22 protein-coding genes are annotated in these 20,596 nt (G+C 66.4%); 9 read left to right on the forward strand and 13 right to left on the reverse strand.

Features of this window, described 5'->3' with window-relative positions:
- Window positions 1–23: 23 nt before the first annotated feature.
- Window positions 24–410: a Rid family detoxifying hydrolase gene (locus tag IB259_RS05675; RefSeq protein WP_013393965.1), complete on the reverse strand. Its 387-nt coding sequence runs from the start codon at window positions 408–410 to the stop codon at window positions 24–26.
- Window positions 411–614: 204 nt separating this feature from the next.
- On the opposite strand from IB259_RS05675, the gene IB259_RS05680 reads away from it, so the two are divergent.
- Window positions 615–782: a YhfG family protein gene (locus IB259_RS05680; protein WP_119451577.1), complete on the forward strand. Its 168-nt coding sequence runs from the start codon at window positions 615–617 to the stop codon at window positions 780–782.
- A gap of 2 nt (window positions 783–784) precedes the next feature.
- Window positions 785–1,381 carry a putative adenosine monophosphate-protein transferase Fic gene (locus tag IB259_RS05685; RefSeq protein WP_119451578.1) on the forward strand — a complete coding sequence of 199 codons (597 nt, stop codon included), beginning with the start codon at window positions 785–787 and terminating at the stop codon, window positions 1,379–1,381.
- On the opposite strand, the gene IB259_RS05690 is transcribed toward IB259_RS05685, so the two are convergent.
- A complete protein-coding gene (locus IB259_RS05690) occupies window positions 1,378–2,292 on the reverse strand; it encodes a LysR family transcriptional regulator (RefSeq protein ID WP_054454131.1) in 915 nt (304 codons plus the stop codon). The genes IB259_RS05685 and IB259_RS05690 overlap by 4 nt on opposite strands.
- Before the next feature lie 99 nt (window positions 2,293–2,391).
- Here IB259_RS05690 and IB259_RS05695 point away from each other — a divergent pair, with 99 nt between their 5' ends.
- Genes IB259_RS05695 through IB259_RS05705 form a run of 3 tightly spaced genes read left to right on the forward strand, consistent with a single transcriptional unit; the run spans window position 2,392 to window position 5,127 of the window.
- Complete coding sequence (locus IB259_RS05695) at window positions 2,392–3,750, forward strand: acyclic terpene utilization AtuA family protein (protein WP_175160455.1); 1,359 nt, start codon at window positions 2,392–2,394, stop codon at window positions 3,748–3,750.
- On the forward strand, window positions 3,747–4,130 hold the full coding sequence (locus IB259_RS05700) for a hypothetical protein (protein WP_054454127.1): 384 nt from the start codon (window positions 3,747–3,749) through the stop codon (window positions 4,128–4,130). The genes IB259_RS05695 and IB259_RS05700 overlap by 4 nt, the downstream gene beginning before the upstream one ends.
- A 34-nt stretch (window positions 4,131–4,164) precedes the next feature.
- Complete coding sequence (locus tag IB259_RS05705) at window positions 4,165–5,127, forward strand: tripartite tricarboxylate transporter substrate binding protein (RefSeq protein WP_054454126.1); 963 nt, start codon at window positions 4,165–4,167, stop codon at window positions 5,125–5,127.
- 29 nt (window positions 5,128–5,156) lie between these two features.
- Here the strand turns inward: IB259_RS05705 and IB259_RS05710 are convergent, their stop codons facing one another.
- The 6 genes from IB259_RS05710 to IB259_RS05735 form a co-directional block, all read right to left on the reverse strand.
- Window positions 5,157–5,987, reverse strand: coding sequence for an IclR family transcriptional regulator (locus tag IB259_RS05710; RefSeq protein WP_054454832.1), 831 nt, complete (start codon window positions 5,985–5,987; stop codon window positions 5,157–5,159).
- A gap of 101 nt (window positions 5,988–6,088) precedes the next feature.
- Window positions 6,089–6,808 (reverse strand): SDR family NAD(P)-dependent oxidoreductase, encoded by a 720-nt coding sequence (locus IB259_RS05715; RefSeq protein WP_054454123.1) that lies wholly within the window; start codon window positions 6,806–6,808, stop codon window positions 6,089–6,091.
- A gap of 10 nt (window positions 6,809–6,818) precedes the next feature.
- Window positions 6,819–7,610 (reverse strand): SDR family oxidoreductase, encoded by a 792-nt coding sequence (locus tag IB259_RS05720; RefSeq protein ID WP_119451582.1) that lies wholly within the window; start codon window positions 7,608–7,610, stop codon window positions 6,819–6,821.
- Between the two features lie 27 nt (window positions 7,611–7,637).
- Window positions 7,638–8,609 carry a tripartite tricarboxylate transporter substrate binding protein gene (locus IB259_RS05725; protein ID WP_054454119.1) on the reverse strand — a complete coding sequence of 324 codons (972 nt, stop codon included), beginning with the start codon at window positions 8,607–8,609 and terminating at the stop codon, window positions 7,638–7,640.
- 49 nt (window positions 8,610–8,658) lie between these two features.
- The gene (locus IB259_RS05730) at window positions 8,659–9,186 is read right to left on the reverse strand and encodes a 2,4'-dihydroxyacetophenone dioxygenase family protein (protein ID WP_054454118.1); all 528 of its coding nucleotides are present in this window, start codon (window positions 9,184–9,186) and stop codon (window positions 8,659–8,661) included.
- A gap of 186 nt (window positions 9,187–9,372) precedes the next feature.
- Window positions 9,373–10,149 (reverse strand): ferredoxin--NADP reductase, encoded by a 777-nt coding sequence (locus IB259_RS05735; RefSeq protein ID WP_054454116.1) that lies wholly within the window; start codon window positions 10,147–10,149, stop codon window positions 9,373–9,375.
- Window positions 10,150–10,486: 337 nt separating this feature from the next.
- On the opposite strand from IB259_RS05735, the gene IB259_RS05740 reads away from it, so the two are divergent.
- The 3 genes from IB259_RS05740 (at window position 10,487) to IB259_RS05750 (ending at window position 14,129) form a co-directional block, all read left to right on the forward strand.
- On the forward strand, window positions 10,487–11,530 hold the full coding sequence (locus tag IB259_RS05740) for a Fe(3+) ABC transporter substrate-binding protein (protein WP_054454115.1): 1,044 nt from the start codon (window positions 10,487–10,489) through the stop codon (window positions 11,528–11,530).
- 146 nt (window positions 11,531–11,676) lie between these two features.
- Window positions 11,677–13,347, forward strand: coding sequence for an iron ABC transporter permease (locus IB259_RS05745; RefSeq protein ID WP_054454113.1), 1,671 nt, complete (start codon window positions 11,677–11,679; stop codon window positions 13,345–13,347).
- Window positions 13,348–13,352: 5 nt separating this feature from the next.
- Window positions 13,353–14,129, forward strand: a complete 777-nt coding sequence (locus IB259_RS05750; protein ID WP_054454830.1) for an ABC transporter ATP-binding protein — start codon at window positions 13,353–13,355, stop codon at window positions 14,127–14,129.
- A gap of 15 nt (window positions 14,130–14,144) precedes the next feature.
- Here the strand turns inward: IB259_RS05750 and IB259_RS05755 are convergent, their stop codons facing one another.
- From IB259_RS05755 to IB259_RS05765, 3 genes are all read right to left on the reverse strand, one after another.
- The gene (locus IB259_RS05755; protein WP_119451583.1) at window positions 14,145–15,122 is read right to left on the reverse strand and encodes a tripartite tricarboxylate transporter substrate binding protein; all 978 of its coding nucleotides are present in this window, start codon (window positions 15,120–15,122) and stop codon (window positions 14,145–14,147) included.
- A gap of 90 nt (window positions 15,123–15,212) precedes the next feature.
- Window positions 15,213–16,118, reverse strand: a complete 906-nt coding sequence (locus IB259_RS05760; protein ID WP_054454108.1) for a pirin family protein — start codon at window positions 16,116–16,118, stop codon at window positions 15,213–15,215.
- Between the two features lie 104 nt (window positions 16,119–16,222).
- Entirely contained in the window at window positions 16,223–16,921 is a 699-nt protein-coding gene (locus IB259_RS05765; RefSeq protein WP_192327975.1) for a pirin family protein, read from the reverse strand.
- Window positions 16,922–17,093: 172 nt separating this feature from the next.
- Here IB259_RS05765 and IB259_RS05770 point away from each other — a divergent pair, with 172 nt between their 5' ends.
- Window positions 17,094–18,008: a LysR family transcriptional regulator gene (locus IB259_RS05770; RefSeq protein WP_119451584.1), complete on the forward strand. Its 915-nt coding sequence runs from the start codon at window positions 17,094–17,096 to the stop codon at window positions 18,006–18,008.
- An 18-nt stretch (window positions 18,009–18,026) separates the two neighbouring features.
- On the opposite strand, the gene ntrC is transcribed toward IB259_RS05770, so the two are convergent.
- Both ntrC and glnL read right to left on the reverse strand, forming a co-directional pair.
- Window positions 18,027–19,520, reverse strand: coding sequence for a nitrogen regulation protein NR(I) (ntrC, locus tag IB259_RS05775; RefSeq protein WP_192327978.1), 1,494 nt, complete (start codon window positions 19,518–19,520; stop codon window positions 18,027–18,029).
- Window positions 19,520–20,584, reverse strand: a complete 1,065-nt coding sequence (gene glnL / locus IB259_RS05780) for a nitrogen regulation protein NR(II) (protein ID WP_054454100.1) — start codon at window positions 20,582–20,584, stop codon at window positions 19,520–19,522. The genes ntrC and glnL overlap by 1 nt, the downstream gene beginning before the upstream one ends.
- Window positions 20,585–20,596 lie beyond the last annotated feature (12 nt).

Below are 20,596 nucleotides of genomic sequence, written 5' to 3' on the forward strand. Positions count from 1 at the left end.
GGATCGAAAAGTCCGGACGGGCCTTACAGGACCAGGATGGCTTCGACTTCGAACTGCGCGCCCTTGGGCAGGCTGGCCACGCCGATGGTCGAGCGCGCCGGGAACGGCTGGGGAATGATCTCGGCCATGATGGCGTTGGCGGCCGTGAACTTGCCCAGGTCGGTCAGGAACAGTGTCAGCTTGACCACATTGTCCAACGTGCCGCCGGCAGCCTTGATGACTTCCTGCATGTTGGCGAAAGCCTGACGCACCTGCGCATCGAAGTTCTCGGAGACCAGGTCGCCAGTGCCCGGCTCCAGGCCGATCTGGCCCGAGAGGTAGACAGTCTTGGTGCCGCTTACGGCAACCGCTTGCGAGTAAGGGCCTACCGCGGCGGGCGCGGTGTCGGTATGGATGATTTGCTTGCTCATGGGCGGAATCCTTCGAAAGTCGGATAGAAACTACAACTATCGAAGTTTATCCAGCAATAGACATTTGCGAAAGTGGCTGGATGCCCTAGGGTGGCTGCACGACGGAACCAGAAGTACTTGCCGCAGGGCCGGACAAGCCAAGCCCAGTGCAGCTTCGTTATAATCATCAGGCTATCCCGCAGCATTTCAAACGAGGCGTTTCCCTTGAAGAACACCAGCCTGCAAGCCAAGTTGGACTACTGGGCAAAGGTGCGCCGCTCCAACTACGCGGCCAGCATGCGCCTGGAAGGCTACCCGGCCACGCCCGCCGACGCCAAGCGCGAACTGCCCTCGCGCGAAACGGTGTTGCGCGCCTATCGCAAGCCCGCCTGACATTGGACAAGTACGGCACCGGACAGGATCCGTACTGCTACCCCGGCAGCTTCACGCTGCGCAACCGGCTGGACATCCGGGACGATGCGCTGCTCGCGCAGGCTGAGCAAGATCTTTCCGAGATCGCTGCCAGCCAGATCGATTTTTCCCTGCCTCCCTACGACCTCGCGTACCTGAAGCGACTCCATCGCACGCTCTTTCAGGATCTCTACGACTGGGCGGGCGAGTTGCGCACCATCGATATCTCAAAAGGCGGCACGCGCTTCTGCAATACAAGCAGGATCGAACCCGAGGCCGACAAGATTTTCGCGGCCCTGGCGCGGGCCAACTGGTTCAAGGAGCTGCCGCGCTCCGCGCTGATCGCCGAGGCAGCCGTCGCCTACGGCGACTTGAACATGATCCACCCCTTCCGTGAAGGCAACGGGCGCGCTCAACGTCTCCTGTTCGAACACCTCATCATCAATGCCGGCTACGAGATCAGTTGGTGGTCAGTGGAGCAACGGGAATGGGTCGACGCCAACGTCGCCGCCGTGATCTGCGACTACGCGCCGCTGGAGGCGGTGTTCCAACGCTGCGTCGGCCAGCCGATAGCCGGCTAATCCAAACCAGGCAATCCCGGGCTATCGATATCCCCCCGATGCTCCCGCAACAGGTCATACAACGCCTGCGCTGCGACCGATAGCGTGCGACCCTTGCGCCGCACCAGGTAGAGCGGACGGGTCAGGGCCTTGCCGGCCAGCGGCACGATGCGCAGGTCGGCGCCGCCGAAATGGAACAGCGTCATCGCCGGCACCACCGAGATGCCCAGCCCCGCGCGCACCAACCCCGTTGCCGTGGCCAGGTGCTCGACCTCGAACACCGGCGCCGGTGCGTCGGCCCCCAAGGCCGCGTCCAGATGCTTGCGCACGCTGCTGCCGCGCGCAAGCTGGATCATGGGATAGCGCAGGATGTCGCGCAGCCGGGCGCGGCCCGCCCCTGCCAGCGGATGATCGGCGCGACAGACCAGAAAATAACGGTCCGCATGCAGGAACTCGCTGTCCAGGTCGTTCATGTCCGGCCGTCGCGAGGCCACCGCGAAATCCACCTGCCCTGCCTGCACCAGGTCCAGGCAGGGATCCAGCAGGGCATCGCGCAGGTCCACCGTGATGCCTGGATAGGACTCGCGAAAGCGCGCCAGCAGCCCCGGCAGCCAGCCCGCGGCAAGCGAGGGCAAAGCCGCCAGCGCCACCCGTCCGCGACGCCTGGCGGCGTGGTCGCGCAGATCCTCCATGACCAGGTCCATGTCGGCCAGCAGCCTGCGCGCCGTCGCGTCCAGCACTTGCCCCTCGACCGTCAGCTCCACATGGCGCGTGTTGCGGTCGAACAGGCGCATGCCCGCGCTGTCCTCCAGTTGGCGGATCAGGGCGCTGAAGGCCGGCTGCGTCAGGTGGCAGCGTTGGGCCGCCCGGGTGAAGTGTTTTTCGTCGGCCAGGGCCACGAACGCGCGCAATTGCCGGGCAGACAGATTCATGGCTTTTCTCTATGAATTGATCCGATCTTTCTATTTTACTGATGAGCCGAGCGTGCCTATAGTGGGCCTCAGACACCTAGACCCCTGCCCTGACTCCGTATGTCCCTAGCCCCCCTCCACATAGGCTGCGCCTCCGGGTTCTCCGGCGACCGCAGCGACGGCGCCGCCGCCGTGGTGCGCACGCTGATCGCCCGCGGCGGCGGCGTGCTGATTTACGAAACGCTGGCCGAGCGCACGCTGGCGCTGGCCCAGTTGGCCCGCAACGAAGACCCGGAGCGCGGCTACGAGCCCTTGCTGGACGAACTGGTTGGCCCGGTGCTGGCCGACTGTCTGCGCCACGGGATCCGCATCGTCGGCAACTTCGGCGCGGCCAACCCTGCCGCCGCGGCCCGGCGCATTGCCGCGCTGGCCCGGCAGCAAGGCCTGCCCGCGCCGCGCGTCGCAGTGGTACATGGCGACGCGCTCTCCAGCGATGCGCAACGCGAACTGCTGCGTCAGCGCCTTGGCGGCGCGCTGGATGGGCGGGACGTGGTCAGCGCCACCGCCTACCTCGGCGCCGCCGAGATCGCAGAGGCGCTGCGGGCCGGTGCGCAGATCGTGGTCGCGGGCCGCGTGTCGGACCCATCGCTCACGCTGGGCCCGGCGCTGGCCCATTTCGGCTGGGCCATGGACGATTGGCAGCGCCTGGGCCGTGCCACCATGGCCGGCCATATGCTGGAGTGCGGCCTGCAGGTCACCGGCGGCTACTTCTGCGTGCCCGGCTTGAAGGATGTGCCAGACGTGCACGCCGCCGGCTTTCCCATCGCCGAGATTGATGCGGATGGCGAATTCGTGATCGGCAAGGCCGACGGTACCGGCGGCATGGTCGATGCGCGCACAGTCAAGGAACAGCTGCTGTACGAAGTGCATGATCCCGCGCGCTACCTGACGCCGGACGTCGTCGCCGACCTGAGCCGTGCCGAGGTGGCCGAACTGGGCGGCGATCGGGTGGCGGTGCGCGGCATCACCGGCCACGCGCGTCCCGCCGAACTCAAGGTCAACGTCTGCTACCGCGGCGGCTGGCTGGCCGAAGCCGAGATCTCCTATGCCGGGGTGCAGGCCGAAGCACGCGCCCGTCTGGCCGCCGATATCGTGCGCAAGCGCCTGGACCCGGCTCTGCGCCTGCGCGCCGACCTCATCGGCGCCATCAGCATCCTGGGCGATGACGCCGGCAGCATGCTGTCCGCCCTGCCCGACGGCCATGCGCGCGACGTGCGCCTGCGCGTCGCGGCCGAACACATGGACCGCAAGCTTGCCGAAAGCGTGCTGCGCGAAGTGACTGCCCTGTATACCTGCGGCCCGGCCGGCGGCGGCGGCGTGCGCACCGCGTTGCGCCCGCGCCTGAACATGCTGTCCTGCACCCTGCCGCGCGACGCCGTGCCCAGCGGCTGGACCTTCCTGGAGGAAGCCCCGCAATGAATCCGCCGCTGATCTCGGTCCCCCTGTACCGCCTGGCGCACAGCCGTTCCGGCGACAAGGGCGACATCTCCAACCTGAGCCTGATCGCCTGGGATCCGGAATGCTACGACGTGCTGGATGCACAGGTCACCGAGGCCCGCGTCGCCGACTGGTTCGCGTACCGCCGCCCCAGCCGCGTCACCCGCTACGCGCTGCCCACGCTGCATGCGATGAACTTTGTGCTTGAAGGCGTACTGGACGGCGGCGTCAACGATGCCCTCAACCTGGACACACACGGCAAGAGCCTCTCTTTCAGATTGCTGGACATGACGGTCGAGGTCAGCCCCGCGCTGGCCAGCCGCCTGCCCGACATACCCGGCGACCGTCCCGCGGACGCCTGATTTCGATTCCTATAAAAATCCACAGGAGACACACATGCGCATTGCTTCCAAAGGCCGGCTGGCCTTGCTGCTGGCCGCCGCCCTGCCCTTGAGCGCCATGGCCCAGTTCCCCGCCAAGCCCATCACCTTCATCGTGCCGTTCGCGGCCGGCAGCGCCACCGACCAGATCGGCCGCGCCATCGGCCAGGGCGTCACCGAACAGACCGGCCAGGCCGTGGTGATCGAGAACAAGCCGGGCGCCAGCGCGATGATAGGCGCCGCGGCCGGCGCCCGCGCGGCCCCCGACGGCTACACCGTGCTGATCACCACAAACACCACGCATGCCGCCAACGAGCACCTCTACAAGACGCTGACCTACGATCCGGTCAAGGACTACGCGCCGCTGACCCTGCTGGGCAAAGGCGGCCAGATCATGGTGGTCAATCCCAATTCGCCGGCCAAGACGGTTGGCGACTTCCTGGCCCAGGCCAAGCAAGCGCCCGGCAAGCTGAGCTTCGGCAGCGGCAGCTCCAGCAGCCGCATCGCCGGCGAACTGCTGCAACAGATGGCGGGCGTGCAACTGCTGCACGTGCCATATAAGAGCAATCCGCTGGCGGTCACGGACCTGCTGGGCGGCCAGATCGACATGATGATCACCGACACCGCCACCGGCCTGCCGCAAGTCAAGTCGGGCAAGCTGCGCGCGTTGGGCGTGACCGGCCAGGCGCGCTCGCCGCTGGCGCCGGACGTACCCACCATCGCCGAGGCTGGCGTGCCAGGCTATGAAATGGGCTACTGGTTTGCCGCGTATGCGCCCGCCGGCACGCCGCCGGATGTGGTCAAGCGCTTGAACGAATTGCTGGTCAAGGCCACTTCAAGCGCGCCTGCCAAGCAGTTCTATGCGCAAACGGGCACGGACGCGGCAAGCTCCACGCCGGCAGAACTGGCGCAGTTCCAGCAAGCCGAGTCGAAGAAGTGGGGCGAGATCATCAAGAAGGCCGGCATCCAGCCCGAGTAGACCGCCCCGGGGCGGTGGCGCGCCGCCCGTCAGAGCAGATCGCTGCTCGCCAGCATCGGCGTGCCTGCAATGCGCTGGCTGATCGCACGGCAGGCCTCCAGCAGCGGCGCCACATAGGCCGCTTCCGGATCTGGTTTCTGGCGGAATCGCAGCGTGCTCACGCTGATGGCCGCCACAGGCACGCCGTTCTGCCCGAAAATCGGCGCGCCGAAGCAATAAATGCCGGCCTCGTTCTCTTCATCATCCACGGCCCAGCCGCGCTGGCGCACCTGTTCGAGCTGCCGCCGCAGCGCGGCCGTATCCTTGACGGTATTGGGCGTATGGCAGGCGAACGGCTGCGGCAGCATGTCCAGCGCGGCCTGCAGAGCCGCCTCGTCCAACATCGCCAGATACGCCTTGCCCACCGCCGTCGAGTACATGGAGACGTTGGTGCCGATGCGCGAATTCATCTGCACCACGCTGGGGCTTTCCAGCTTCTCGATGTAGACCATGTGCTGGCCGTTGGGCACGGCCAGGTGCACGGTCTCGCCGGTGACGTCACGCAACTGCTTCAGGTTCTCGACGGCGGCCAGCCGCATTTCCGAACGGCCCCAGCTGCGGCTGGCCAGCTGGATCAGGCGCGGCCCCAGGCTCAGCTTGCCGGTGACCGGATGTTCGGCCAGCAGGCGTTCGGCCACCAGCGCGGCCACCGTACGGTACACGGTCGGCCGCGGATAGCCGCTGCGCTTGCTGAGTTCGGCCACCGTCATGGATTCCGGCGTATCGGCCACGACTTGCAGCACATGCATGAACTTCGAGAAGGCGGCTGTGCCCGCCACCTGTGCGGCGGGAGGGTTGGCGACTTGCGGCAGTTCTGGCATGGCGGAAAACGTGGCGTTGGCGGTAACGAGGCCGCCCCTGCGGCGCGGCCCCGCCATTATCCCTGCAAACGCCTGCGCGCGTACACGGTGGCGGCCAACGCTCAAGCCACGAGGTAGCCGCCGTCCACGGGCAGGATCACGCCCGTCATGAACGAGGCCGCCGGCGTGCAAAGAAACGTCACGCCCTCGGCCACGTCTTCCGGCTTGCCCCAGCGCCCCAGCGGGGTACGCTGCAGAATCGGCCCCGAACGCTCGGGGTCGTCCTGCAAGGCGCGGGTCAGCGGCGTGGCGATCCAGCCCGGCGCGACGGCGTTGACGCGGATGCCGTCCGCCGCGTAGGCCAGCGCCAGCGACTTCGTCAGCTGCGCCACCCCGCCCTTGCTCGCCGCATACGCCGGCACCAGCGCCCCGCCGAAGAAACTGAGCATGGACGCGGTGTTCACGATGCAGCCGCCGCGCCGCGCAAGCTTCTCGCGCGCGGCGCCGCATACGCGCATGGTGCCGGTCAGGTTGATCGCCAGCACCTGCTCGAACACGGCGGGATCATGCTCCGCGCCGCGGCGGATGATGCCGGCGCAGTTGACCACGATGTCCAGCTCGTCCAACCCTTGCAGCAGGCGTTCGACGTCGCCCGCGTCGCTGACGTCGCCCAGGCGCACCTCGATACCCGGCGCCAGTTCGCCGGCGTCGGATTGCAACCCGGCAGCTATGGTCCGCGCGCCCAGCGACGCCAGCCGGTTGGCAACCGCCGCCCCGATGCCTTGCGTGGCGCCAGTCACCAGCGCCGTCTTGCCTGCAAACAGATCCGCTTGATACGTCATTGCCGTCCGCTCAGAAAGTGCCGGGATAGGCGCCGCCGTCAGCCAGCACGTTCTGGCCGGTGACGTAGCCCGCATGGACGCTGCACAGGAAAGCGCAGATGGCGCCGAACTCCTCGGCGTTGCCGAAGCGTCCTGCCGGTATCGCCGCCTGGCGTTGGGCGCGCACGGCTTGCGCGTCCTGGCCGGTCTTGGCCGCGGAAGCCGCCAGCGCCGAGCTCAGCCGGTCCGTGGCGAACGCGCCGGGCAGCAGGTTGTTGATCGTGACGCCGCGCGCCGCGATGTCGCTGCGCGCCACGCCCGCCACGAAGCCGGTCAGGCCGCTGCGCGCGCCGTTGGACAGGCCAAGGATGTCGATCGGCGCCTTGACCGCGCTGGACGTGATGTTGACGATGCGCCCGAAGCCGCGTTCAGCCATGCCGTCCACCGTGGCCTTGATCAACTCGATCGGCGTGAGCATGTTGGCGTCGACTGCATTCAACCACTGTTCCCTGCCCCAATCGCGGAAATCCCCGGGCGGCGGCCCGCCCGCGTTCGTGACCACGATGTCGTAGTCGCGATGCGCGGCGAACACGGCCTCGCGGCCCTGCGCGGTCGTAATGTCGGCCGCCACGGCCTTGACGAAAGACTTGTCGTCCGTCCGCGCCTGCAGCAGTTGCTGCCGCGCGGTCTCGAGAGCCTCTGCCCCGCGCGCCACGATCACCACGTTGACGCCTTCGCGCACCAGGGCCAGCGCGCAGCCGTAGCCCAGGCCTTTGCTTGCGCCGCCCACCAGCGCGGTCCTGCCGGTAATGCCCAGATCCATGTCCTGCTCCTTGTCGTTGCCTGCAGTCTATTGGCGCATGCCGAACTTTTCGATCAGCGCCTTGAACGTCGTATTGTCGCGCTCCATCAGCGCCGTGAACGTCTGTTGATCGGCGACCGCATAGCCCAGGTTCTGCTCTGCCATGAAGCGCTTCAGGCTGTTTTCGGCGGCTGCCTGCCGGAACGCAGCCCCCAGCACGTCCAGTACCGGCTGCGGCGTGCCCTTGGGCGCGGCGATGCCGCGCCAGGTGCCGATCGACAGATCGATGTTGCGCTCCTTCAGCGTGGGCACGTTCTCGAAACCGGGCACGCGCGCGTCGGCCATGACCGCCAGCGGCTTGAGCTTGCCGGCCTTGACGTACTGCATGACCTCTGCCGGGCTCACCGCCACCGCATCGATGTGTCCGCCAAGCAAGGCCAGCACTGCCGGATTGCCGCCATTGAAGGGGATGTGGTTGAACTTGGCGCCCGTCTTGTCCTCCAGCGCGGCGGCTGCCAGATGCCAGATCGAGCCGATGCCCGCGTTCCCCACCTGCATGCTCTCAGGCTTGGCGCGGGCCGCCTCCAGGAACGCTTCGATGGTGTTGTACGGCGAATCGGCGGCCACCGTGATGGCCGAAGGATCGGCATTGAGCTGGATGATGGGCGTGAACTTCTCGTAGGTGGTCTTGGTCAGGCCCAGGTGGGGAATAATCACCATGTCGGCCGTCACCAGCGCCAGCTTGTAGCCGTCGGGCTTGGCGTTGGCCACTTCCGTCAGGCCGATCCCGCCCGCCGCGCCCGGCTTGTTCAGCACCACGATGGGCTGCGTCAGATGGGTGCGCGAGGCGTCGCCCATGGCCCGCGCCATGGCGTCCGTGCCGCCTCCCGCGGCAAACGGCACCACGATCTCGATGGCCCGGTTGGGGAAATTCTGCGCCAGCGCCACTGGCCCCGCGGCCAGCGCGGCGCTGCCCAGCAGCGCGGAAAGAATGCAGCGATTGAACGCACGACGTTTCATGGTGTGTCTCCGGATTATGTTTATGTGCTGCGGGTGGGAATGCGGAATTTCAGCGTATGAACTGCTTTACGTAGTCTTCGCCCAGGCCGACGTCCGCGAAGTGCTTGCGGCACATGTCGATCTTGGTGAACACGTCTTCGTAACCCATGCCCTTGCCCCAGGGGTCGGTGTAGTACATGACGCCGTTGACCTGGAAGTACGTGATCATTTCCTCGACGTCGGGCGGCACGTAGAGCGTGTGCGTCTCCCCTGGCGGCTCGAACACGTAGCTGCCTTCAGTCGCCTCCCAGTCGTGTTCCAGATAGCGCCAGCGGCCCTTCAGGACGAAGCCATGCACGGCCTGCGGATGGCGATGGCGGCTGAGCACGCCTGACTTGCGCACGCGCAGCAGGTTCATCCAGTAGCCCTGGCTGGCGTTCAGGCAGAGCGGGCGGAACCAGACGTTCTCGGCCTGCGGTACCCACAGCCTCTCGTCGGTCGGGATCGCATGCGGAATCACGATCTCTGGCAGGGCCTCGGGCGGATTCGGGTACTGGTATGGGGTCAGGGGCTCGGTGTCACTCTGTTCCAATGGCATTTCTTTAATCCTTCCATATTATGGACAATATGTTTACTTTATGGACGAATTATAAGAACTGCCCTGCCCGCGGCTACAGCGGGCTAACCCTTAGGGGCGCCGCAGCATCAGGCCGCGGCGCGCCAAAAAACAAAAAACCCATCGCATCGCTGCGATGGGTTTTTGGCTTGGCGCCGGCGCCGGGACTTATTTGTCCACGAATGCACGCTCGACCACGTAGTCGCCCGGCTGGCCCACGCCCGGCGACACCGTGAAGCCGCGCTTGTCCAGCATGGCGCTGATGTCGGCCAGCATATGCGGGCTGCCGCAGATCATGGCGCGGTCGGTTTCCGGATTGATCTGCGGAATGCCGATGTCGGCGCACAGCTTGCCGTTTTCCATCAGCTCGGTGATGCGGCCTTGGTTGCGGAACGGTTCGCGCGTGACCGTCGGGTAGTACACGAGTTTGTCGCGCACGACGTCGCCGAAGAATTCGTTGTTCGGCAGTTCCTTTTCGATGAAGTCGGCGTAGGCCAGTTCGCTGACCCAACGCACGCCATGCACCAGGATGACCTTGTCGAAGCGTTCGTAGACGTCCGGATCCTTGATGATGCTCATGAACGGCGCCAGGCCCGTGCCCGTGCCGAACAGGAACAGGTGCTTGCCCGGCTTCAGGTCGTCCACGACCAGCGTGCCCACGGGCTTGCGGCTGACCAGGATGGTGTCGCCTTCTTTCAGATGCTGCAGGCGCGACGTGAGCGGGCCGTTCTGCACCTTGATGCTGAGGAACTCGAGGTTCTCTTCATAGTTGGCGCTGGCGATGCTGTAGGCCCGCAACAGAGGCTTGCCTTCAACTTCCAGTCCGATCATCACGAAGTGGCCATTGTGGAACCGCAAGGCCGAGTCACGCGTCGTGGTAAAGGAAAACAGGGTGTCGTTCCAGTGGTGCACGCTTAGTACGCGCTCAGTGTTGAAAGCAGCCATGTCGTATCAAATTAGGGGCGACCGCCCCGGGCCATGAGCCCGGCTTGTGCCGCTGGGTCATTCCGTGCCGCACAAAAGACGCGGCCGGCATTAGGGTTGACCCTATTCTACAGGGTCTTGATGATAACTGCTCTCATTATTCCGTAATACCCTTATGCCGTATTGATGGGGATCAAGCCTGAAGCCTGCCTGACTTACGACTAGTTGAACGCCGCTTTGCTTCCTGTTATCGTCGCGTTCTCATTTGATAATCATTTTCGTTAGCAGACTGTTTTGAGCAGCGGAAAGGCCTGAAGCCTCGGGAATTCCTCTGCAGCCCTAGCCGGAGCACCTCGTCATGACCAAGCGTCCCCAATTGAATTCGCTGCTGCGCGCCCTGGCGCTGGCCGGCGCCGCCGCCTTCACCGTGTCGGCCAACGCCGCCGAGGAAGTCAGCCTCTACACCACCCGGGAACCCAAGCTGATCCAGCCGCTGCTGGACGCCTTCACCAAGGAAAGCGGCATCAAGGTCAATACGGTCTTCGTCAAGGACGGCCTGCTGGAGCGCGTCAAGGCCGAAGGCGCCAAGTCGCCCGCCGACGTGCTGATGACCGTGGACATCGGCAACCTGCTGGATCTGGTCGACGGCGGCGTGACCCAGTCGATCAAGTCGCAAACCCTGGAATCCGTCATTCCCGCCAACCTGCGCGGCGCCGACGGCAAGTGGTACGCCCTGTCGCTGCGCGACCGCGTGCTGTACGTGGAAAAGGACCTGAAGCTGGAAGCCTTCCGCTACGAAGACCTGGCCGATCCGAAGTGGAAGGGCAAGGTCTGCATCCGTTCGGGCCAACACCCCTACAACACCGCGCTGGTCGCCTCCATGATCGCGCATGACGGCGCCGAAGCCACCGAAAAATGGCTGCGCGGCGTCAAGGCCAACCTGGCCCGCAAGGCTGCCGGCGGCGACCGCGACGTGGCCCGCGACATCCTGGGCGGCATCTGCGACATCGGCCTGGCCAATGCTTATTACGTCGGCCACATGAAGAACGCCGAACCCGGCACCGACGCCCGCAAGTGGGGCGACGCCATCAAGGTGATCCGCCCGACCTTCGCCAACGCCAAGAGCGGCGGCACGCACGTGAACGTCAGCGGCGCCGCCGTTGCCGCCCATGCGCCGAACAAGGCCAACGCGGTCAAGCTGCTGGACTTCCTGGTGTCCGAGCCCGCCCAGGCCCTGTACGCCCAGGCCAACTATGAATACCCCGTCCGCAAGGGCGTGAAGCTGGACCCCGTGATCGCCAGCTTTGGCGAACTGAAGGTGGACCCGCTGCCGCTGACCGAGATCGCCAAGCATCGCAAGCAAGCCAGCGAACTGGTGGACAAAGTCGGTTTCGACAACTGATAGGCCTGTGGACCGCCACGCCCGCCGGCTTGGCGAAACCATGCGGCAGTGACAAACGCGCGGGCTGCGCATAAGCTCACGCGTCGGGCCTGCTCCCTTCTTTTCGGGGGAGCAGGCCTTGCCATTGATGCAATCGACTTTGAAGCATGCACACAGATTCTTTGCCCCGGCCGCTGCGTCTGCGCTGGACTGAACGCGGGGCCGGCTGGCTGGCCGGCGCCGCCCTGATCGCGCTAGCCGTATTGGCGCCCGTCCTGACGCTGGGCTGGTGGGCGCTGGGCGGCGAACTCTCGCATTGGCAGCATCTGGCCAATTACGTATTGCCCCAGGCGCTGGCCAATACCGCCATGCTGCTGGCCGGCGTAGGCGTGCTGGTGACGCTGCTGGGTACCGGCGCGGCATGGCTGGTGACCGCTTACGACTTCCCTACGCGCCGCGTGCTGACCTGGGCGCTGCTGCTGCCGCTGGCGGTGCCGACCTACATCATCGCCTTCGCCTATCTGGACCTGCTGCATCCCATCGGTCCGATACAGTCGGCGATCCGCGCGCTGCTGGGCTATGACAGTCCGCGCCAGTTCCGCCTGCCGGATCTGCGCTCGATCTACGGCGCCATCTTCGTGCTGGGCTTTGTGCTCTATCCCTATGTGTACCTGAGCACCCGGGTCATGTTCATGACGCAGGCAGCCAGCCTGCTGGAAGCGGCCCGCACGCTGGGCGCCGGCCGCATCGCCGTGTTCTTCCGGGTCGCCCTGCCCCTGGCCCGGCCCGCCATCGTGGTGGGCGTGAGCCTGGCGTTGCTGGAAACGCTGAACGATATCGGCGCCTCCGAATTCCTGGGCGTGCAGACGCTGACCGTGTCGGTCTACACCACCTGGGTCACGCGTTCGGACCTGGCGGGCGCGGCGCAGATCGCGCTGACCATGCTGGCCATCGTGATCGGGCTGATCCTGCTGGAACGCCATGGCCGCAAGCGCCAGCGCTACGCCAACACGCAGCGCATGCGCCCGATGCAGCCGCGCCGCCTGCGCGGTCCGGCGGCGGCCGTTGCCGCGGCGCTGGGCTGGATACCGGTACTGATCGGGTTTGTCGCGCCGGCGCTCTATCTGGTCGTGGAGACCTACAAGCGCCTGCATCTGGTTGGCGGCGTTTCCCACCAGTTGTTGAACGGCTTGAGCAACACCCTGATCGTCGCCTTCAGCGCCACCATCGTCACCCTGCTTTGCGGGCTGATCGTGGCCTGGGCCGGACGCACGCTGCGCGAAAGCTCGGGCTTCAACCCGGGCCGCGCCTGCGCGCGCATCGCCAGCCTGGGCTATGCCGTGCCCGGCACGGTGCTGGCCATCGGCCTGCTGACGCCCTTCGTCTGGATAGATACCGCGGTCGCCAAGGTCTTCGGCGGCACGGGCCTGTTCCTGATGGGCTCGATGGGCGCGCTGGTCTGCGCCTATGCGATCCGTTTCCTGGCGATTTCCACTGGCGCACTGGAAGCCGGCCTGGCCCGCATTCCGCCGTCGCTGGAGCAAGCCTCGCGCCTGCTGGGCGAAAGCTCGGCCGGCACCCTGCGCCGCGTACACCTGCCGCTCTTGCGCCCGGCGCTGGCCGCCAGCGCCCTGCTGGTGTTCGTGGACGCCATGAAGGAACTGCCCGCGACACTGCTGCTGCGGCCCATGAATTTCGACACGCTGGCAACCTGGCTATACGCCGAAGCGGCCCGCGGCACCTATGAAGAAGGCGCCGTCGCCGCGCTGGCCATCGTGCTGGCCGGCCTGTTCCCCGTCATCCTGCTGGCGCGCACCAATCTGAAAATGGGACATTGATCATCGTGCCCGATCTGTTAGAACTCGATCACCTTTCCCTCGCCTACGAGACCCCGGCGGGACTCAAGCCCGTGGTGCAGGACCTGACGCTGGGCCTGCCCGTGGGCCATATCGGTTGCCTGCTGGGCGAATCCGGCTGCGGCAAGACCACGGTGCTCCGGGCCATCGCCGGTTTTGAGCCAGTGCGGGCCGGACGCATCCTGCTGGATGGCGCCGTCATTTCCTCGCCCACCGTGCAGGTGGCGCCCGAACATCGCCGGGTGGGCATGATGTTCCAGGACTACGCGCTGTTCCCGCACCTGACGGTGGCGCTGAACGTGGCCTTCGGCCTGCGCAAGATGGCGCGCCCGGAACGCGCGCGCCGCGTCGAAGAGATGCTGGAACTGGTGGGTCTGGCGCATGCCGCCAACAGCTATCCGCACGAGATCTCCGGCGGCCAGCAGCAGCGCGTGGCGCTGGCTCGCGCGCTGGCGCCCTCGCCCGACCTGCTGCTGCTGGACGAGCCGTTCTCGAACCTGGACGTGGACACGCGCGAACGCCTGGCCTTTGAAGTGCGCGACATCCTCAAGACCACCGGCCACACGGCCATCCTGGTCACGCACAACCAGGCCGAAGCCTTCGCCATCGCCGACCGCATCGGCGTCATGTCCAAGGGCAGCATCGCGCAGTGGGACACGCCCTACAACCTGCACCATCATCCCGCCAGCGACTTCGTGCGCGACTTCATCCGCCGCGAAGCGCTGGAAGAGCGGCGCGAGCAAGCCTACGCCCGCGGCCGCTGAAGTCGTCCCGGCCGCTCAGTCGGCCGACAGCTTCACTTTCTGCGACAAGGCCTTGAAGGCCTCGTGCTGGCTCTGGGTCAGGCGTTCCACTTCCTGCGGCGTGGAGCCGTAGGGCATGAAACCGGCCTGCTCCAGCTTGCCTTTCACTTCCGGCAAGGCCAGCGCCCATTGGAAGGCTTCGCTCAGCGCCTTGGTCGCTTCAGGCGACATCTTCGCAGGCCCATAGACCGCGAACCACGGATCGACCACGGCTGCTTCATAGCCCAGCTCGGCCAGCGTCGGCACGTCCGGCAAGGCGGGCGCCCGCTTGCTGCCCGTCACGGCCAGCGCATGCACTTTGCCCGCCTTGATGTGCGGCAGCGACGCCGGCAGATTGTCGAACATCACCGGCAAGTGCCCTCCCAGCAGGTCGTTCAGCCCCTGCGCGCTGCCCTTGTAAGGAATGTGCTGCATGCCGGCGCCGGTCAGCTGGTCGAACATCACGCCAGCCAGATGCATGGACGTGCCAGTGCCCGGCGTGCCGAACGAGGTGCCCGGATGCTGCTTGGCATAAGCGACCAGGTCCTTGACGCTGTCGACCTTCAGCGCAGGACCGACTTCCAGCACCACGGTGGAAGCGCCCAGCATGCTGACGCCCGTGAAATCCTTGGTGGGATCGAAAGGCATGGAGGGGTAGACGAAAGGATTCAGCGCGTTGGTGGAGATGGCGCCGAAGCCGATGGTGTAGCCGTCGGGCGCGGCCTTGGCCACGGCGTCCATGCCGATATTGCCACCCGCGCCGGGACGGTTTTCGACTATGACGGGCTGGCCCAATTTTTCCGCGACCTTCTGGCCCGCGGTGCGCGCCACCAGGTCGGTGGTGCCGCCTGCGGTGTAAGGCACGATGAAGGTGATGGGCTTGGCCGGATAGCCGGCAGCGAGCGCCGCCGAAGCGCCCTGGATCAGCGCCAGCGCGGCCAGGCCGCGCAGCGCGTTGAATGTGTAGCGATGCATGATGTCTCCATCCCGTTTTGTTGTGAGGGTCGGAGGCGCATCATACCGCCGGCCGCGTGGCGATTGCGTGCGGCCGGTTCGAGCGCTGACTCAGGCGCGCGGCTCGGGCAGCGGGATGTACTCGGTCTCGTCGCCCGGCACGATCTGGTCGAAGCGGCTGCGCTGCCAATCCTGCTTGGCCTGTTCGATGCGGTCCTTGCTGCTGGAGACGAAGTTCCACCACACGAAGCGCGGCCCGTCCAGGGGCTCTCCGCCGATCACCGCAAAGCGCGCCGCAGTCTTGGCGCGGATCTGCACGGGGCGGCCCGGCGCAAACACGACCAGGCGGCCGCTTTCGAACTCCTGCCCGTCGATCTCGACCGTGCCCTGCGCCAGATAGGCGGCGCGCTCTTCATGCTCGGCCGGCAGCACCGTGGTCGCGCCCGCCTGCAATTGCAGATCGCCATAGAACAGCGGCGACAGCGTCTTCACCGAGGACGTCTTGCCGAACAACGAACCCGCCACCACCTGGGCGCGCACGCCCTCGCCTTCGATGACCGGTTGCGCGTCCAGGCCGTAGTGGGTGAAGCCCGGATCGGTTTCCTCGTGTTCCTTGGGCAGCCCCACCCAGATCTGCAGGCCACAGAGACGCTGCGCGGCCTGGCGGCTTTCGGGCGAGGAGCGTTCCGAATGCACGATGCCGCGGCCCGCCGTCATCCAGTTGACCTCGCCCGGCAAAATGGTCTGGGTGTGGCCCGCGCCATCGCGATGCACCATGGAGCCTTCGTAAAGATAGGTCACCGTGGACAGGCCGATATGCGGATGCGGGCGCACGTCTATGCCCGTACCGGCGGCAAACTCGACCGGACCCATGTGGTCCAGGAACACGAACGGCCCGACAGTGCGGCGCTGTGCGGACGGGATGGCGCGGCGCACGGAAAAGCCGCCCAGGTCGCTGGTGCGCGGCACGACGACGGCTTCAATCTGGCTTTCGCCGGCTTCGGACAAGGTGGACATATCGGACTCTCCGGGTTGTGGGGACTAGGACCATCTTAAGGCCTGCCGCCTGCATGGAAAAAACAGCGGCGGGCGGACTGATCCAGCCCGCCCGCCTTGACGCATCACGCCAGGTCGAACACCAGGACTTCGGCCTGATTGCCGCCCGACAGCTCGACGCGCGGCTCGCCGGTGATGGCGAGCGCGTCGCCAGCCGACAGCTCAACGCCGTTGACTGTCAGGCTGCCGCGGGCCACGTGCACCCAGGCGCGGCGGCCGGCGGCCAGTTCCAGCGCGGCGGACTCGTCGCCGTCGAACAGCCCGCCATACAGGCGCGCATCCTGATGGATCTTCATCGAACCGTCAGCGCCATCCGGCGACACCAGCGCTTGCAGCCGGCCGCGCTTCTGCTCGTCGCTGAAGCTGCGCTCTTCGTACTCGGGCGCAATGCCAGTGACGTCGGGCTCGATCCAGATCTGCAGCATGTGCGTTTCGCGGTCCGCCAGCGGGTTGAACTCCGAGTGCATGACCCCGCGGCCGGCGCTCATGCGCTGCACGTTGCCGGGCTGGATGGTCGAGCCGCTGCCCATGCTGTCCTTGTGGGCGATCGCGCCATCCAGCACGTAGGTGATGATTTCCATGTCGCGATGGCCATGCGTGCCGAAGCCGCGGCCGGCCGCGATGCGGTCGTCATTGATCACGCGCAGGGCGCCAAAGCCCATGTGGGCCGGGTCGTAGTAGTTGGCGAAGGAAAACGTGTGGAACGAGTCCAGCCATCCGTGGTTGGCGTGACCCCGTTCAGCAGCGCGGCGAGTGGTAAGCATTGCGGACTCCTGTTTCAATAATGTGAATGGTTGTGCAGCCTGGCCCTCATTTCCCTAGAAGCCGCTGCACCACCGGCATGAGTGATATTGTGCGCGTGCAGCCCGGGCTGTTTGGCGCTATATTTTGACGAAACCATTCAAATTTTTTGAACATTGGTGCCAAGCCCCGGCCATGCAAGCCATCACCCCCGAACTTCTGATCCTGGTGGACGCCATCGCCCGCCACGGCAGCTTTGCCAAGGCCGCCCGCGAACTGGGCAAGGTGCCTTCGGCCGTCACCTACTCCATCCGCAAGCTGGAAGACGGCCTGGACGTGCTGTTGTTCGACCGATCCGGACACCGCGCGCTGCTGACGCCAGCGGGCGAAACGCTGCTGAAGGAGGGCCGCCACGTCTTGCAATCGCTGGACGACCTGGCCTGCCGCGTCAAGCGCATTGCCACGGGCTGGGAGGTGGAGTTGCGCATCGCGGTCAGCGCGGTGCTGCCGTGGCGGCCGCTGTACGACCTCATCGAGGAGTTCCAGGCGCTGGGTAGCGCGACCACGCTGCGCTTTTCCAGCGAGGTATTGAGCGGCAACTGGGACGCCCTGACCTCAGGACGGGCCGACCTGGTCATCGGCGCTGGCTCGGCGGGCGAGCCGACCGGCCCCTATCGCTCGCAAGCCATGGGCCAATCCCAATTCGGCTTCTGCGTGGCCTCGCACCATCCGCTTGCTTCGCTGCCGCAGCCCTTGAGCCGCGCCGACATCACGCGTTATTGCGCGGTGGTGGTGGCGGACACGTCGCGTAACCTGGCGCCGCAGACGCGCGGCATCCTGGCCGAACAGCCCACCCTGGTCATGCCTACCATGCAGGCCAAGATAGACGCCCAGGTGCGCGGCCTGGGCTGCGGCTACTTGCCGCTGACCCTGGCCGCGCCGTATCTGGCGCAAGGCTTGCTGGTGGTGTGCGAAACGGACGAAGGCATGTCCCTGACGGAACACCTGACGTACGCCTGGCGCTCGGAGCCGCCGGGCGAAGCCCTGAAATGGTGGCTGCAGAAGCTGAAATCGCCGCGCCTCTGCGAGAGCCTGTTGGGGATGGGATAAGGCGCGCGGCCGCGCGCCTTATTCGTCCTCGATGCCCAACTCGCGCAGCTTGCGCGTGATGGTGTTGCGGCCGATGCCCAGGCGGCTGGCGGCCTCGACCCGGCGGCCGCGGCTGGCATCCAGCGCGCTTTGCAGCAGGATCTTCTCGAACTGGCGCGTAAGCGTGGCCATGACCGCCGGTTCGCCACGTTCCAGCCGGTACTGCGCGTCGCGCAGCAGGGAGTCCTGCCAGTTGCGTGGAGAGCCCGTTTCCACGGGCGCCGAGGTCGGAACCACGGTGCCCACGCCGGCCATGGACACGGCCGGACGCAACGGCGCGGGACTCGGCTGCGGCTGGTGCTCCATGGCGCGGATTTCCGGCGGCAGGTCCGCCGGCTCGACCGTCTGGCCGGGCGCCATCACCGTCAGCCAATGGCAGAAGTTCTCCAGCTGGCGCACGTTGCCCGGAAAATCGAACTTGGACAGCACGGCAAGCGCTTCCGGCGTCAGGCGCTTGACCGGCACTCCCAGCGCACGGGCGCTGGCGGTCAGGAAGTGGCCGGCCAGCGCCGGAATGTCCTCCACCCGTTCGCGCAACGGCGGCAGGCGCAGACGGATCACGTTCAGGCGGTGGAACAAGTCCTCGCGGAACAGGCCCTGCTCCACGCGCTGTTCCAGCGGTTGATGGGTGGCGGCGACGATGCGGACGTCGACGCGCACCGGCTGCGCGCCGCCGACGCGGTAAAAGCTGCCTTCTGCCAGCACGCGCAACAGGCGCGTCTGCAACTCGATCGGCATGTCGCCGATTTCGTCCAGGAACAGCGTGCCGCCATGCGCTTCCTCGAAGCGGCCGCGACGCAGATTGTTGGCGCCCGTGAACGCGCCACGTTCGTGGCCGAACAGCTCGGCCTCCAGCAGATCGCGCGGAATGGCCGCCGCGTTCAGCGCCACGAAGGGCCCGCCGGCGCGCACGCCATGGCCGTGCAAAGCGCGCGCCACGAGCTCCTTGCCGGTGCCGGATTCGCCGGTGATCAGCACGGTGACCTTGGACTGCGCCAGCCGGCCGATTGCGCGGAACACTTCCTGCATGGCGGTGGACGAGGACTGCGTCATCATCCAGCGCTCGTTGTTCTGCGCCGATTCGCCCTGCCCTTCGGGGCTTTCAGGCTCGGCGGATTCCTGCATGGCGCGCTGGATCAGCGCCACCGCCTCGTTCACGTCGAACGGCTTGGCCAGGTAATCGAACGCCCCGCCCTGAAAGGCGGAAACGGTGCTGTCCAGGTCGGCGAACGCGGTCATGACGATGACCGGCAGGCCGGGGTTGCGTTCCTTCAGCTGGCGCAGCAGCTCCAGGCCGTTGCCGCCTGGCATGCGGATGTCGGACACCAGCGCGGCGGGCGCTTCGTGCGACAGCGCTTCCAGCACGTCGGCCGATTGCGAAAAACTGCGGGTGGGCACACCGGCGCGCGCCAGGGCTTTTTCCAGGACCCAGCGGATGGCCTGGTCATCATCGACGATCCATACGGGTTTCATCAGTGTGCAGGCTCCATCGGTAGGACCAGGCGGAATTCGGTGCGGCCGGGCCGGGATTCAAATTCGATGATGCCGCCGTGCTGCTGCACGAAGTCCTGCGCCAGGCTCAAGCCCAGGCCGGTGCCTCCCGCCCGCGCCGTGACCAGCGGATGGAAGATGCGGTCGCGGATCTGATCCGGCACGCCGGGACCGTTGTCAGTAATGGACAGCACCAGCGCCAGACGATGCTGGCGGTGGGCCAGCATCACCTGCCGCGCGACGCGCGTGCGCAGCGTGACCACGCCGGGTTCGGTCTGCGGTCCCTGGGGCCGCGCCACCAGTTCCTGGGCGGCGTTGCGCGCCACATTCAGGACGGCCTGCATCAGACGGGCGGCATCGCCCTTCAGGTCCGGCACCGAGGCGTCGTAGTCGCGCAGCAGCGTGACGTCATTGCGGAATTCGGCCTGGATCAGCGCGCAGACGCGTTCGCAGATTTCATGGATGTTCACCGGCCGCGCGTTCAGCGGCACACGTTGCGGGCCGCTCAGGCGGTCCACCAGCGCCTGCAGGCGGTCGGCTTCGGAAATGATGACCTGGGTGTACTCGGCCAGTGCCGCGCTGGGCAGTTCGGCTTCGAGCAATTGCGCGGCGCCGCGCAGGCCGCCCAGGGGATTCTTGACTTCATGCGCCAGATTGCGCAGCAGTTCGCGGTGGGCTTCGATCTCGTCAACCAGGCGGTGGTTGCGGTCGGCCAGCACGCGTTGCTCGATCTCGCGGGTTTCTATCAGCACGGGCCAGCGCTGGCCCGTCAGTCCGACCGTCGTCACGGAAACTTCCACGGATTCCGCGGCGCGGCGCAACGAGGCCAGTTGCCTGACGTCGGCATAGCGCCCTGCGGCTGCGCGGTCGATGGAGGATTGGATGTTTTCCGGACTGTCGAACAGCGTGGCGGCGGATTGCCCGCCCAGTTGCTTGCGCGAGCGGCCGAACAGATCTTCAGCGGCCGCATTGGCGTATTCGATATGACCGCGCTCGTTGACCAGGAAAACGGACGTGGCTAGCAAATCGAGAGCTTCTACATTCATTTTCTACATACC

The organism is Achromobacter sp. ACM04, from assembly GCF_014851465.1.
Lineage (GTDB): Bacteria > Pseudomonadota > Gammaproteobacteria > Burkholderiales > Burkholderiaceae_B > Achromobacter > Achromobacter aegrifaciens.